The organism is Bradyrhizobium sp. I71 (assembly GCF_022354745.1).
In the GTDB taxonomy this organism is placed as follows: domain Bacteria; phylum Pseudomonadota; class Alphaproteobacteria; order Rhizobiales; family Xanthobacteraceae; genus Bradyrhizobium; species Bradyrhizobium liaoningense.
The window spans coordinates 3,998,398-4,011,605 of the sequence record NZ_CP059398.1 but is presented as its reverse complement, the minus strand read 5'-3'; the positions used below and the strand labels follow the sequence as shown (position 1 = coordinate 4,011,605).

Here is a 13,208-nt window from a genome sequence, read left to right as displayed (position 1 = left end):
GTGGCCAACATCCTGATCGTGGATGACGATCCGGGCTTGGAGATCACCATCCGGCTGCTGGAACGGGCTGGTTATCACGTGACTGTCGCCGGCGATGGCTGCAGATGACCAGGACACCTCCTCTGCTCCGGGCCAGAACAGACGCGATACGGCAAGCCCGGCGAAAGTCCCCATGAGACTGGCAACGACGCTGGCAACGCGGCTGGCCATCGCGATGATCCTGCTGGTGGCGGTGACCGTAGCCGCAGTCGGATGGTTGGGCTATCGCAACACCACACAGGCCGTCATTCCACGGGTCCTGGAGCGGGTTGAAGCCCAGTCACGCCTGCTCGCGACCAATCTCGAATCCTACGTTGCCGGCGTGCGCGGCGATCTGATCGGCTACCGCGCCGCAGCGGCAATCAACGGCCTCATCCGCGCTCACACCAGTGGAGGAACCGACCCCGTCGATGGCGTCTCGGAGCAAACCTGGCGCGAGCGTATCGCGACGCGGCTCGCGGCCGAGATCGACGCCAAGCCCATCTATGGGCAGTTCCGGATCATCGGTGTCGACAACGACCAGCGCGAACTGGTCCGCGTCGATCGCTCCGGACCGGGCGGAACGGCACGGATCGCCCCGGACGGCGAACTGGAGCGCAAGGGCGACCGAGCCTACTTCAGGGAAACCATGCGGCTCCGGCCCGGCGAGATCTACGTGTCCCCGATCGATCTCGCGACCCGCCACGGGGGAACCACGGCCGCTCACGCTCCGACTTTGCGGGTTGCGATGCCTCTGTTCACATCCGACGGCAAGCCGTTCGGCATCATCGTCGCCAATGTCGACATGCGCCCGGCACTCGACCGCGTCCGCTCCACCTCGACTTCAGGAGGAGAGATCTACGTCGTGAATTCGCGGGGCGACTATCTCATCCACCCCGATCGCACGCGGGAATTCGGTGCGTTGCATGACCGTCCCAACGACTGGCGCAAGGACTTTCCGTATTTCGCCGCCTTGGCCGGCACGCTGGAAGTCTCTACGCGGCTCATGACGGACGGATCGGGCCGGCCGAGCGGCGCAGCCATCGCGCCGGCACTGCTCGTGGGCAAGGAATGGGTCGCAATCATCGAGACGATTCCGGCGCCTGTGTTCGGCCTCGTGCCAGGGGCCATCCAGAGAACCTCCCTGCTCGTCGGTGTGCTGGCCGTGCTTGCAGCGGCCTCACTCGCAGTGCTGCTCGCGCGTTCGCTGACACGCCCGATCGGGCGCCTCACTGCGGCGGTGCAGGCGATCGGCAGCGGACGTCCAGCGGAGATTCCTGTCGACGCCGGCGGCGAGACCGGCGTGCTGGCGCGGGCCTTTGCCCGGATGATCGAGGAGACCCGTGCGAAAACGGCCGCTCTCGAGCGCGAGATCGAGGAGCATCGCCGCACCGAGGCTGCGCGAAGCCATCACGCGGCGCGCGAAAGGCTGTTCAGCGCCGCGGTGGAATCGTCCGACGATGCGATCGTGATGCAGACGCTCGATGCGGTCATCACGGGCTGGAACCCGGCCGCCGAACGTCTCTATGGCTATTCGGCGGACGAGGCGATCGGCAAGCCCACGTCGATCATTGTCCCGCCCGACCGTCGCGCGCACGGCAAGGACTATTTGCAGCGGATCGCGCGGGGCGAGCCGATCGAACGGTTCGAGACCGTGCGCCTGCGCAAGGACGGCACGCCGGTCGAAATTTCGCTCAGCCTCTCGCCGATCAGGGGGCCATCCGGCCAGATCGTCGGCGTCTCCGGGAGCGCGAGCAGCCTGACCGAGGCGCGGCGCGCCGAGCGGGTGTTGCAGCACCAGCTCGAGGAGCGGCGGCAGATCTTCGAGACATCGCAGGATCTGATCATGATCATGGATGCGCGGGGCCATATCGCGCAGATCAGCCCGAGCAGCGAAGCCATTCTCGGCTACCGGCCGGACGAGATGACCGGCCGCAGCGGCGCCGATTTCATTCATCCGGATCATCTGGAGCAGTCGCGCGTCGAGATGCGCGCCTTGCGTCGCGGCGAGCGTCCCAAGCTCGCCGACACCCGCTGCTTCCACAAGAGCGGCCACGAGGTGTGGCTGTCCTGGCTCGGCAACTGGTCCGAGCCGGCGCATCGATATTTCTTCGTCGGTCGCGACATGACAGAGGCACGGCTCGCGCAGGAATCGCTGCGCGAGAGTGAACGGCTCGCCCGCAACATCGTCGACACCTCGCTCGACGCCTTCGTCCAGACCGACGAGACCGGCAGCATCCTGAACTGGAATTCGCAGGCCGAGCAGCTCTTCGGCTGGCGCCGGGACGAGGTGCTCGGCAAGAGCACGATCGATCTGATCGTCGCCGAGAGCGAGCGCGAGAGGGTCAGGGCGGGGCTGAAGCGCTTCCTCGAGGACGAGGACGGCACGACGCTGAACCGCCGCCGCGAGCTCATGTGCCGCCGCCGCGACGGCAGGGAATTCAGGGCCGAGCTGAGCGTCACCGCCCTGAAGCGCCGCGAGGGCCTGCTGTTCAACGTGTTCTGCCGCGACCTCACCGACAAGATCGCCGCCGAGGAACGCATCCGTCACGCCGAGAAAATGGAGGCTGTCGGCCAGCTCACCGGCGGCGTGGCGCATGACTTCAACAACATTCTGACCGTCATCACCGGCACGATCGAGATTCTCGCGGAGGCGGTCGCGAAGGAGCCGCAGCTCGCGGCCATCACCAAGATGATCGACGAGGCCGCCGCGCGCGGCGCCGATCTGACCCAGCACCTGCTCGCCTTCGCGCGCAAGCAGCCGCTCCAGCCGCGCGAGATCGACATCAACTCGCTGATCGTCGACACCGCGAAACTGTTGCGGCCGACGCTGGGCGAGCAGATCCAGATCGAATCGGTGTTCGAGGACGAGAATTGCGTCGCGATCGTCGATCCCAACCAGCTCACCACCGCGATCCTCAATCTCGCGCTCAATGCTCGCGACGCCATGCCCGGCGGCGGCAAGCTGATCCTGGAGACTGGCGCCGCCTATCTCGACGAGGTCTATGCCGGCGCGAACGACGTGCCGCCGGGGCGCTACGTCCTGATCGCCGTGAGCGACACCGGCACCGGCATCCCCGCGAACATGTTGACCAGGGTGTTCGACCCCTTCTTCACCTCGAAGGGACCGGGCAAGGGCACCGGGCTCGGGCTTTCGATGGTCTACGGCTTCATCAAGCAGTCCGCAGGTCACATCAAGATCTACAGCGAGGAGGGCCACGGCACCACGATCAAGATGTACCTGCCGCCCGGCAAGACGGCGACAGCGGTCGGCGAGGGCGTGACGCCGGCGACGATCGAGGGCGGACACGAGACGATCCTCGTGGTCGAGGACGACCGTCTGGTGCGGGACTACGTGCTGACCCAACTGCATTCGCTGGGCTACGTCACCTTGGAGGCCGCGAACGCCGCGGAGGCGCTCACGATCGTCGCCAGCGGAAAGCCGTTCGACCTTCTGTTCACTGACATCATCATGCCCGGCAAGATGAACGGACGGCAGCTCGCCGACGAGCTGATGAAGACGCGCCCGGATCTCAAGGTGGTCTACACGTCAGGCTACACCGAGAACGCGATCATCCATCACGGCCGGCTGGATTCCGGAGTTCTGCTGCTGGCAAAGCCCTATCGCAAGTCGGATCTGGCGCAGATCATCCGCAAGGCGCTGAGCACTTGAGGCTGCGTAGCCCGGATGAGCGAAGCGATATCCGGGACTATGCAGCAGCGGTCCCGGGTGTCGCTTCGCTCACCCGGGCTACAAGAGCTTGCTAAGATGCGCGCTGGGCCGCAGTCATCACGATGCGGATCAGATCGGCGGCATTGCGTGCGCCGAGCTTCTTCATGATGTTGGCGCGATGGTCCTCGATCGTGCGCGGGCTGATGCCCAGCGTGCGGCCGGCCTCCTTGTTGGATGCACCGGAGGCGAACTGCTCCAGCACCTCGCGCTCCCTGCGCGTCAACGGCTCGCGTCCGGGGAAATGCAGCGAGCCGAACTTCGGCGCTGCATTCTGCGCCTGCCTGCGTGCATAGGCGCCGATCGCCTCATCGAGCCGGCCGACGATCTCGCTGCCGCGGAACGGCTTCTCGATGAAGTCGAGGGCGCCGCTCTTGATCGCGCCGACCGCCATCGCGATGTCGCCCTGACCGGAGATCATGAAGATCGGCGCCGGATAATCCTCGCCGTGCAACTCCTTCAGGATGTCGAGACCCGACTTTCCCGGAATATGCACGTCGAGCAGAATCGCAGCCGGTGTGCGGCTTCGCGCGACCGAGAGCAGTGCTGCCCCGTCCGCAAAACAGATCACGTCATAGCCCGCCGCCTTCAACACCATCGACAAGGTGTCGCGAACGGCAGCGTCGTCGTCCACCACGAAGATTTCACCGCGAGAGCTTTGTTCGGCCATGTGCCACATCCGGTTGGCATGAAGGACTCGCGTCCGCGCCAACCCTTATGGCGCTCGGCGCGGATTCGGCCCACCCGTATTTGTACGGGACATGGACTTAACGCACAAGTAGCGGCAGGGTGCCTAATTGCGGGACACGGAGATTATCCATGCTAAATTTCGCCGGCACGGCCCCGCTTGTCGCGACGTCTGCAACTGACAGCCGTCAGTTGATCGCAGCCGATCTTCGCTCTCTGATCGCGCGCATCGACATCAGTCTGCGCCTGATCGACGCAGTCATGGCGGAGGAAGACGCGGCGGGGCACGCGAGCGCTATCGCGGGTTCCATTGAGATTTTCGTGCTCGACGACGTCACGCCCCGTTACGCCGCGGCGGGCGCCGCGCTCATTGCCTGCCGGGCGGGGCTCGACCACGCCCTGCAACAATTATCGGAATCCGGCAGGCCGGCCTGAGTTGCAATCAGCGCGGCGGAGCAGCCGCTCGCATGCCAGCTCTGCGCGTCAGGCGCGATGCCGTTCCACGATCGCGTCGTTGGCGACACCACCCCAGGTGTGGATCGCAGGCAGGCCCATCGCGATCTTGCCGAGATTGGCGAGGCTGATGCGCAGGGCCGCGAGATCCAGCGGCTTCGGCAGGCTCTGCAGCTCGATCCCGACGGAGCGGGCAAAGCTGCGGGCGGCGCTGCGGCGTTTGCCGTCCATGCCGCTGATGACGATCACGGAGCCCGCAAATTTCGCGCTCGCCATCTCGCGCAGCACGTCGATGCCGTCGCCATCCTCCAGCACGAGGTCGAGCGTCACGCAGTCAAAGCGCGCGGCGCGGAGCTTCTCGATCGCGTCCGTCACCGATGGCGCCACGGTGACTTCGTGGCCGGCCTGCTTGGCGGCGACCGCGATCAGGTGGCGCTGCGTGGCGTCGTCGTCGACCACCAGGAGCTGAAGCGCACGCCGCTCGGCGACGTCCGGCAGGTTTGACGAGACGGGGGAAAGAGAACTTCTGGGCATTTCCGTATCCTGAGATTGAGACCCTCAATGGATACACGGCTCGCGCTTAGGCGATGTAAAGCCGCTGCGGCCAATTGATTCGAATGTGTTCAACAAATGTGAAGCAAGGTGCCGGACGGAATGGCGGCAGCTGCGGCCAGATCACGCCGCGGCGTCGTGGCCGCCGGCCGCACCGCGCTTCTTCCTGTTCTTGCCGCGCAGGAACTGGATGTCCATTTCGGCGCCGTTGACGCGGACCAGCTCGCAGCGGCGATAGGCGAGGCCCGTTGACGACAACAGCAGGAAGAACTCTTTCAGATTCAATCCCTGGATCGAGCCCTCCACCGTGAGGATGGCATCGGTGTCGGAGATTGCGTTGAGCTTGCAGTCCCGCCGCCAGGTGCCGTCGATGGCCATGATGCAGACATCATAGCCGCGGCTGAACGTCACGCGCTCCGCGCCCTTGCCATCGTCGGCCATGCTATTGCCCCGCCATCGCCGCCGCCATGCGCGGCGCCGCTGCGGCGAGAACCGGCTTGGCTGCCGCCGCACGCGGATCGTTCGGCTTGTAGAGGCCGCGCCGCTCCGGAATCGGCCTGAACGTATCGGTCAGTCCGACCACGGTCTCGGCGGCGCCCAGCACCAGGAAGCCGTCCGGCTCGATCTGGCGCGCCAGCCGGTTGAAGATGTTGATCTTGGTGTCCTGGTCGAAATAGATCAGCACGTTGCGGCAGAAGATGACGTCGAAGGTGCCGAGCTGGGCAAAGTCGTGCAGCAGGTTGAGCTGGCGATGCTGGATCATCGCCCGCAATTCGGGATTGATCTGCCAGGTCTCGCCGGTCTGCTTGAAATATTTGACCAGCATCTGGATCGGCAGGCCGCGCTGCACCTCGAACTGGCTGTAGATGCCGGCCCTCGCCTTCTCCAACACCTCCTGCGACAGGTCGGTCGCGATGATCTCGATGCGCCAGCCGGTGAGGGCCGCGCCCATCTCCTTCAGGCACATCGCCAGCGAATAGGGCTCCTGCCCGGTCGAGCCGGCGGCGCACCAGATCCGCACGCTGCGGCGGTTGGCCCGCGCCTTGATGATCTCGGGCATGATGTGGTCGCGGAAATGATCGAACGGGACCTTGTCGCGGAAGAAGAAGGTCTCGTTGGTGGTCATCGCCTCGACCACATCGGTGATCAGCGTGCGCGAGCCGGCTTGCAGCTTCTGCACCAGTTCGGCGATGCCGGAGAGCCCGGTCTTGCGGGCGAGCGGCAGCAGGCGGCTCTCGATCAGATATTGCTTGTCTGCGGACAGGTCGAGACCGGAATTGTCCTTCAGAAACTTGCGCAGATACTCATACTCGGTCGGGGTCACGGATGGCCTCTCGGAAGCTGTACTGGAACACTCTGGCCCAAGCACTCGGGCCAGACACACTCAGACCATGGCTTGTCCGACCGGGATCAAACCAACTTCAGCGAACTTGTCGGCGATAATGTCTTTGTCGAAAGGCTTCATGATGTACTCGTTGGCGCCGCCGCTGAGCGCCTGCGCGATATGAGCCACGTTGTTCTCGGTGGTGCAGAACACCACCTTGGGCTGGTCGCCGCCGGGCAGGCGGCGCATGTGGCCCATGAACTCGAAGCCGTCCATGACGGGCATGTTCCAGTCGAGCAGCACCGCGTCGGGCAGCTGCCGCTGGCAGATCTCGAGCGCCTTCGCCCCGTCCTCAGCCTCGGTGACTTCGAATTCCAGACCTTCCAGGATCCGGCGCGCGATCTTGCGCACCACGCTGGAATCATCGACCACCAAACACGTCTTCATTTTGGTTCTCCGGCTTCGATGGTTTCTTTGGTTCAGGCCGCCATCATCTCGGGTGCGAGCTCGAGGACGCGATCGACGTCGAGGACGACCATGAGCTGGCCGTCGAGGCGGTGGACGCCGCCGGCGAGCTTGGCCATGCGGGGGTCGAGGTTGACGGGGTTCTCCTCCATGCCGGCCTCGGGCAGGCGCAGCACCTCGCCGATCTGGTCGATCAGCAGGCCATAGGATTCGCCGCGCAGGTCGACGCCGACCGCCATCGGCACCTTGCCGTCCTCGGCCTTGGGCAGGCCGAGACGGGCGCGCATGTCGACCACGGTGACGATGCGGCCGCGCAGGTTCAACACGCCCGCGATCTCGCGCGAGGACAGCGGAACGCGGGTGACGCGCTCGGGCATGAACACGTCCTGGACGCGGGAGATCGGCAGGCCGAACAGCTGGCCGCCGATCATCGCGGTGACGTATTCGACCATGGCGCCTTCGCTGGACTGGGTCTTGTTGCTGGCCATAAGCCTATCTCCTGATCCCCTGGGTTACGCCGCGGCCCGGCTCAGCTCGGAAGCGCCGGCGGCGCCCGCGGTCTGCTCCTTCAGCGCCGCGATCAGCCCGGGACGGTCGAACTTGGCGACATAGTCGTGGAAGCCGGCCTGACGGCCGCGCTCGATCGCCGCCGGCGACACCAGCGCCGACAGGCCGATGATCGGCGTCGCGGCGAGGTTGTTGTCGGAACGGATCACTTCGGCGAACTCGAACCCGTTCATGTCGGGCATCTCGATGTCGGTCAGCACCACGTCGAAGCTCTGGGCGCGGAGCGCAGCTAAGCCCTCCTGCGCGGTCGGCGCGGTGCGGACGCGGTAGCCGGCGGCCTTGAGCACCGGGGCCAGCATGTTGCGGAAGAAGGCCGAATCGTCGACCAGCAGCACCGACTGCGAATGCATCGACGGCTTCATCTCCTTGCGGGTGAACCAGTCGGAGAACGCCATCGGCAGGAAGTGGCCGACGTCGATCACCTCGGTGGCCTGGCCCTTGATCACGGCCGAGCCCAGGATGCCCGAACTTGAACCGCCGACCTCGATGTTGAGCCGTTCCTCGACGATGTCGATGATCTCGTCGACGACGAGGCCCATGGAGCGGCCGTCGTCGGCGAACACCAGGATCGGCTGGACGCCCTGGCTGGCAATGGTGACGCCTTCCATGGCCACCAGCGGCATCAGCTGCTCGCGGTACTGCACCATGTAGCGGCCGTTGCTGAACTCGATCTTGTCGGCCGGCAGCTCTTCCAGGCGGGTGACGAGCCCGAGCGGGACCGCCTTGGGCTGGGACGAGCCGGCGCGGAACACCAGCAGCGAGGTGGTCTGCTCGCCCGAGCCGATGTGATGGCCGGCCGCGTCCTCGCCCATGTCATGAGCCGAGGAGCCGGCGGCGCCGAGCGCCTTCGCAATGCCGTTGGGATCGATGATCATGATCACCGCGCCATCGCCCAGAATGGTGTTGCCGGAGAACATGTCGATGTGGCGCAGCTTGGTCGACATCGGCTTGACCACGATCTCCTCGGTGTGGAACACGCCGTCGACCACGATGCCGAAGGTCTGGCTGCCGACCTGGGTCACCACGATGAAGCCGTTCTCGGGATCGGAGGCCGCGCCGTCGTCGATCTTGAGCAGCTTCTTCAGGTGGATCAGCGGCAGCAGCTTGTTGCGCAGCCGAAGGACCGCGGTGTCCTTGATGCGCTCGATGCGGTGCTCGGAATTGGCGCGGGCCCGCACCAGCTCGACCACCGAGAGCTGCGGGATGGCGAAGCGGTCGCCGGCGGCTTCCACGATCAGCGCCGAGACGATGGCGAGCGTCAGCGGGATCTTGATGGTGACGCTCGAGCCTTCGCCGGCCACGCTCTTGATGTCGATGGTGCCGCCGATCTGGTCGATATTGGTGCGTACCACGTCCATGCCGACGCCGCGCCCCGACACCGAGGTGATGGCGGCCGCGGTCGAGAAGCCCGGCGCGAAGATGAACTTGTGGATCTGGGCTTCGCTCATCTTCTCCAGCTCGGCCTCGGTGACGAGACCGCTCGAGATCGCCTTGGCCTTGATCTTCTCGGTGTTGAGGCCGCGGCCGTTGTCGGCGATGCAGATGATGATGTGGCCGCCCTCGTGATAGGCGGACAGGCGAATGGTGCCCTGCTCGCCCTTGCCGGCAGCCAGCCGCTCGGCGGGGGTCTCGAGGCCATGATCGGCGGAGTTGCGCACCATGTGGGTGAGCGGGTCCTTGATCAGATCGAGCACCTGGCGGTCGAGCTCGGTGTCGGCGCCGTGCATCTCCAGCTCGATCTGCTTGCCGAGCTCGCTCGAGAGGTCGCGGACGATGCGGGGCAGCTTCTGCCAGGCATTGCCGATCGGCTGCATGCGCGTCTTCATGACGCCTTCCTGCAGCTCGGCGGTGACGTTGGAGAGGCGCTGCAGCGGCACCTTGAACTCGGTGTCCTCGTTGCGCCTCGAGATCTCCAGCAGCTGGTTGCGGGTCAAGACCAGCTCGGAGACCATGGTCATCAGGTGCTCCAGCGTATCCACGTTGACGCGGATCGACTGGTTGGCGATGCGGTCGCCCTCGGAGGCGCCCTCGTCGGCCGTCGACTTCTTCGGCGCAGCCTTCTCCCTGGCGGGTTTTGCTTCCGCGACGGGCGCTTCTGGGGCGGGCTCAGGCTTGGCTTCGACCTTGGCTTCAGACTTGGCTTCGGATTTGGCAACGGGCGCGGGCACCGGCGCTTCGATCGCGGTCTCGCGGAAGGCGCGCTCGAGCTCGTCGAGCGAGACCTCGCCGGGACGCAACGGGCGCTCCAGCGTCTGCTCGATCAGCATGCCCGTGGTCAGCTCCTTGACGGGCGCAGGCGCAGCGGCAGCCGGGGCTTCCGGCGCCAGCGGCGGAGCGTCAGTGACGGGAGCAGCAGCACCGGCCGACGGCATCGGCTGCGCCGAGCCTGCCGCGATCGGCGAAGCCGACGCTGACATCGCCGCCATGCCCTGCTCGACCATCGCTTCCAGCTTGTCGATGAGGTCGCGGTCGTTGCCCTCCGGCTCGGCTTCGGTCGCCTCCAGGCCCGCCAGGATCTCCTTGATGCGGTCGATCGAGGACAGGATCACCGTCACCGCCTGCCCGGTCACCGGCATGCCGTCACGGAATTTGCCCATCAAGGTCTCGCCGGCATGCGCCAGCGCTTCCAGCCGCGGCAGCCCGAGGAAGCCGCAGGTGCCCTTGATGGTGTGGACCAGGCGGAAGATGTTATCCAGGATCTTGGCGTTGTTCGGCTCCTGCTCGAACTTCACCAGCTGATTGTCCACGGTGTCCAGGCTCTCGCTGGTCTCCGTCAGAAACTCCCGCAACAGATCATCCATGAGCTACGCCTTACTGACCTGGATTTAAACTGGACGCCCGAGCCACCCTTGGCACGGATGGACGCCCTATCCTCGATCGTTAGACATCCCCTTTCACAGTCCCGTTAATTTCATCCTCCGTCCTACTACGGATATTGAAGAGAAGTTTGCGGTTCGACCGCATGCCCCAGCGCTTTTCGGCAAATCCGTCTCCTCGCCGCAAGGAGTCGGCGTGCGAGGTAAACGGGCCGATAACAGCGAGGCGAGACGTGCGGGAAAGTCCTGCTCGCGAAGAGCATTGGAGACGGCCTGCGGGGGTTGGCCCGAGCCGCTCGCAACCGGCGATGCTCTCGTGGCTTGCGCTTCGCGGAATTGCTGCGACGTGCGCCGTCCGCTCATGAGGTAAACGGACTCTTACCCTGCGGCCATAGCGACTCGTGCCGCGCTAACCTAGCCGCGCGCAGCCGAGGCAATGCCGCCGCCACGACGCTCTGGCAGGCAATGCGGCATGACGATGTCGATGATCATCAGATCGAGCTGGTCGTGTTCGAGCGTGCAGCCCGGCTTCGCCAGCCTTGCCATCGTCACCCGAAATTGTTTGGACTAGGTCACAACCTTTGGGTTAATATCTGCCAAAACTACAACTGAGCGACGAACGGCACTTGCCGACGGCATCCGATGGACGCGTCGTGCTGTTCCCCGGAACTGCCTCCATGCTCGAAATCGGAGCTTTCCTTCCAGTCGCTGCCGCAAGCGCGCCGTCTTGCAAGCACGAAGCGCCGCAGGAAGCGATTGCCGCGGCCGGACAACCTGTCTCAATTGCCAATATATCCCGGCCTGTACATGATTGAACTTACCGCACAGGGCCGTGATGTCGCCTGTCGCGATTCGACGATGCAGGAACAGGGGAGGCAGCTTTGGAAACGATGGCCCGTCCACCCAACGGTTTCCTGTCCGCACTGTCGCCGGACGATTACGAATTGATCCGTCCGCACCTGCGAACGGTTGATCTGCCCCATGACGCAGTGCTGGCCGAGACCGGCGAGACGCTGAAGCGCGCCTATTTTCCCCACCGCGGCGTCATCTCGCTGGTGGTGGAGCTGGCCAGGGACGAGCATGTGCAGGTCGCCATGATCGGCCGCGACAGCCTGCTCGGGACGTTTTCGATCATGGGCGATGCGTCTGTATTGAACACCGCGCTCGTGCTGGTTCCCGGCGTCGCGTCAGTGGTGGATCTGGACCCGCTGCGGATCGCCGCCGACCAGAGCAGCACCCTGCGCACCTTGCTCATGCGCCACGGGCTTGCAGTCTACGTCCAGGTGCAGCAGACCGCCGGCTGCAACGCCGCCCATCCCGTGGAGTCGCGGCTGTCGCGGTGCCTGTTGCACACTCATGATCTGTCGGGCGACTCCCGGCTGCTGCTGACCCAGGAGACCATGGCACAGATGATCGGGGCGCGGCGCAACAGCGTGTCGCTGGTCGCCCACTCCTTGCAACAGGCCAATTTCATCCACTACAGCCGCGGACACATCCAGATCATCGACATCGACGGCCTGCGCCGGACGGCGTGCGCCTGCTACGCTACCGTGAAGGCCCAGTACGACCGGCTGCTCGGCACACGCTGAACGCCGCGGGCGATTGGTAAACCGCCGGCTAATACCGGTCTGCAAACACCGGCCATCCTGCTACCGGAACTGAAATTCCGATGCCGTAGACACGGGACGTACCTCGCGCCGCCACGTGCCGCGCGACAACGAACGATGATCAAGGCAGGCAAGCCATGTTTGACGCCCCCGTCGCGCCTGCGCTGAACGCGCTCGATGCCGACCCCGCGCGTGAGCCGCGCGCGTACGAAGCGCTGGTGCGCGAGATCGGCGAGGATGCTGCCTGTGAAGTGCGGGATGTGTTCTGGAGCGAGACCCGCGCGCGCCTGCAACTGTTCCGCACGCTCTCGCTTGCGCAGCACCACGCCCGGATCGCGCGCGAGGCGCATTCGCTCAAGAGCGCAGCCGGGACATTCGGCTATGTCAGGCTCGCAGCGCTGGCGTTGCGGCTGGAGAAGACCGCGGAGGGCCTCGGCGAGGCCGAATTCCGCGCGCTCCTGGACCGGATGGATGCCGCCTACGCCGCCGCGCGCGCACAAGAGCCGCAGGTCTAAGCGCGATGCGATTGACGCGTTTCCAGTGCGCGAACCGGTATCCGCTCCGCTCGAAGACGCTCGGGTACAGACCACGCGAAGCCCGCCGTACTTCTACGGTTTTGGATCTTCATAGATGGCTAATCATGGGAGGCGATAGTCCCGGGGAAAACCAGGAGGGTTTCCAATGTTCAAGTACGAGACGGCAGACCAGAAAGAGGTTCGTCGCTTCCGCATCGCGCAGTTCAACGGCCGGATGGCGACAGTGAAGGCTGGCGAGTCCACCGTGACCGGCTTCGTGCGTTCGGTGCTTGAGCAGGAATCGAGCGTGCCTCCCCGCTGGACCATCACGATCATTCCGAACGCGCCGAAGGAAGAGATCAAGCCGCTGCGTCGCGCCTCCCCCGCGCGTCCGTTCGCCGAAGATTATTTCTGAGCAGGACGGGTTTCCGAACGTCTCGAGAGATGTCGCGGGCGCATCGCCTGCCGGCGACG

Annotated in this window: 13 protein-coding genes and 1 pseudogene; 6 read left to right on the top strand and 8 right to left on the bottom strand. The window is 65.2% G+C overall.

Features of this window, described 5'->3' with window-relative positions:
* Together FJV43_RS19495 and FJV43_RS19490 are read left to right on the top strand one after the other, a co-directional pair.
* Positions 1-99 (top strand): annotated as a pseudogene (locus tag FJV43_RS19495) (response regulator); the annotation flags it as partial.
* Positions 100-172: 73 nt separating this feature from the next.
* Complete coding sequence (locus FJV43_RS19490; RefSeq protein ID WP_239620025.1) at positions 173-3,691, top strand: PAS domain S-box protein; 3,519 nt, start codon at positions 173-175, stop codon at positions 3,689-3,691.
* A gap of 91 nt (positions 3,692-3,782) precedes the next feature.
* Here FJV43_RS19490 and FJV43_RS19485 read toward each other — a convergent pair whose 3' ends face one another.
* Complete coding sequence (locus FJV43_RS19485; RefSeq protein ID WP_239620023.1) at positions 3,783-4,418, bottom strand: response regulator; 636 nt, start codon at positions 4,416-4,418, stop codon at positions 3,783-3,785.
* 149 nt (positions 4,419-4,567) lie between these two features.
* Here FJV43_RS19485 and FJV43_RS19480 point away from each other — a divergent pair, with 149 nt between their 5' ends.
* Positions 4,568-4,870, top strand: a complete 303-nt coding sequence (locus FJV43_RS19480) for a hypothetical protein (protein ID WP_239620022.1) — start codon at positions 4,568-4,570, stop codon at positions 4,868-4,870.
* A 48-nt stretch (positions 4,871-4,918) separates the two neighbouring features.
* Here FJV43_RS19480 and FJV43_RS19475 read toward each other — a convergent pair whose 3' ends face one another.
* The 7 genes from FJV43_RS19475 to FJV43_RS37170 all read right to left on the bottom strand — a co-directional run bounded on the left by FJV43_RS19475 (position 4,919) and on the right by FJV43_RS37170 (position 11,158).
* Positions 4,919-5,422 (bottom strand): response regulator, encoded by a 504-nt coding sequence (locus FJV43_RS19475; protein ID WP_028181010.1) that lies wholly within the window; start codon positions 5,420-5,422, stop codon positions 4,919-4,921.
* Between the two features lie 141 nt (positions 5,423-5,563).
* Complete coding sequence (locus tag FJV43_RS19470) at positions 5,564-5,881, bottom strand: hypothetical protein (protein ID WP_028181011.1); 318 nt, start codon at positions 5,879-5,881, stop codon at positions 5,564-5,566.
* 1 nt (position 5,882) lies between these two features.
* Positions 5,883-6,764, bottom strand: a complete 882-nt coding sequence (locus FJV43_RS19465) for a protein-glutamate O-methyltransferase CheR (protein WP_061880292.1) — start codon at positions 6,762-6,764, stop codon at positions 5,883-5,885.
* A gap of 60 nt (positions 6,765-6,824) precedes the next feature.
* The gene (locus tag FJV43_RS19460; RefSeq protein ID WP_028181013.1) at positions 6,825-7,211 is read right to left on the bottom strand and encodes a response regulator; all 387 of its coding nucleotides are present in this window, start codon (positions 7,209-7,211) and stop codon (positions 6,825-6,827) included.
* A gap of 32 nt (positions 7,212-7,243) precedes the next feature.
* Positions 7,244-7,717 carry a chemotaxis protein CheW gene (locus FJV43_RS19455; RefSeq protein ID WP_239620020.1) on the bottom strand — a complete coding sequence of 158 codons (474 nt, stop codon included), beginning with the start codon at positions 7,715-7,717 and terminating at the stop codon, positions 7,244-7,246.
* Positions 7,718-7,741: 24 nt separating this feature from the next.
* Entirely contained in the window at positions 7,742-10,597 is a 2,856-nt protein-coding gene (locus tag FJV43_RS19450) for a hybrid sensor histidine kinase/response regulator (RefSeq protein ID WP_239620018.1), read from the bottom strand.
* 429 nt (positions 10,598-11,026) lie between these two features.
* On the bottom strand, positions 11,027-11,158 hold the full coding sequence (locus tag FJV43_RS37170) for a hypothetical protein (RefSeq protein WP_256456024.1): 132 nt from the start codon (positions 11,156-11,158) through the stop codon (positions 11,027-11,029).
* A gap of 344 nt (positions 11,159-11,502) precedes the next feature.
* On the opposite strand from FJV43_RS37170, the gene FJV43_RS19445 reads away from it, so the two are divergent.
* From FJV43_RS19445 to FJV43_RS19435, 3 genes are all read left to right on the top strand, one after another.
* Positions 11,503-12,201, top strand: coding sequence for a Crp/Fnr family transcriptional regulator (locus tag FJV43_RS19445; protein WP_239629508.1), 699 nt, complete (start codon positions 11,503-11,505; stop codon positions 12,199-12,201).
* A gap of 155 nt (positions 12,202-12,356) precedes the next feature.
* The gene (locus FJV43_RS19440) at positions 12,357-12,734 is read left to right on the top strand and encodes an Hpt domain-containing protein (RefSeq protein ID WP_239620016.1); all 378 of its coding nucleotides are present in this window, start codon (positions 12,357-12,359) and stop codon (positions 12,732-12,734) included.
* Positions 12,735-12,900: 166 nt separating this feature from the next.
* Positions 12,901-13,149, top strand: coding sequence for a hypothetical protein (locus tag FJV43_RS19435; RefSeq protein WP_061880238.1), 249 nt, complete (start codon positions 12,901-12,903; stop codon positions 13,147-13,149).
* The last annotated feature ends 59 nt before the right edge of the window (positions 13,150-13,208 follow it).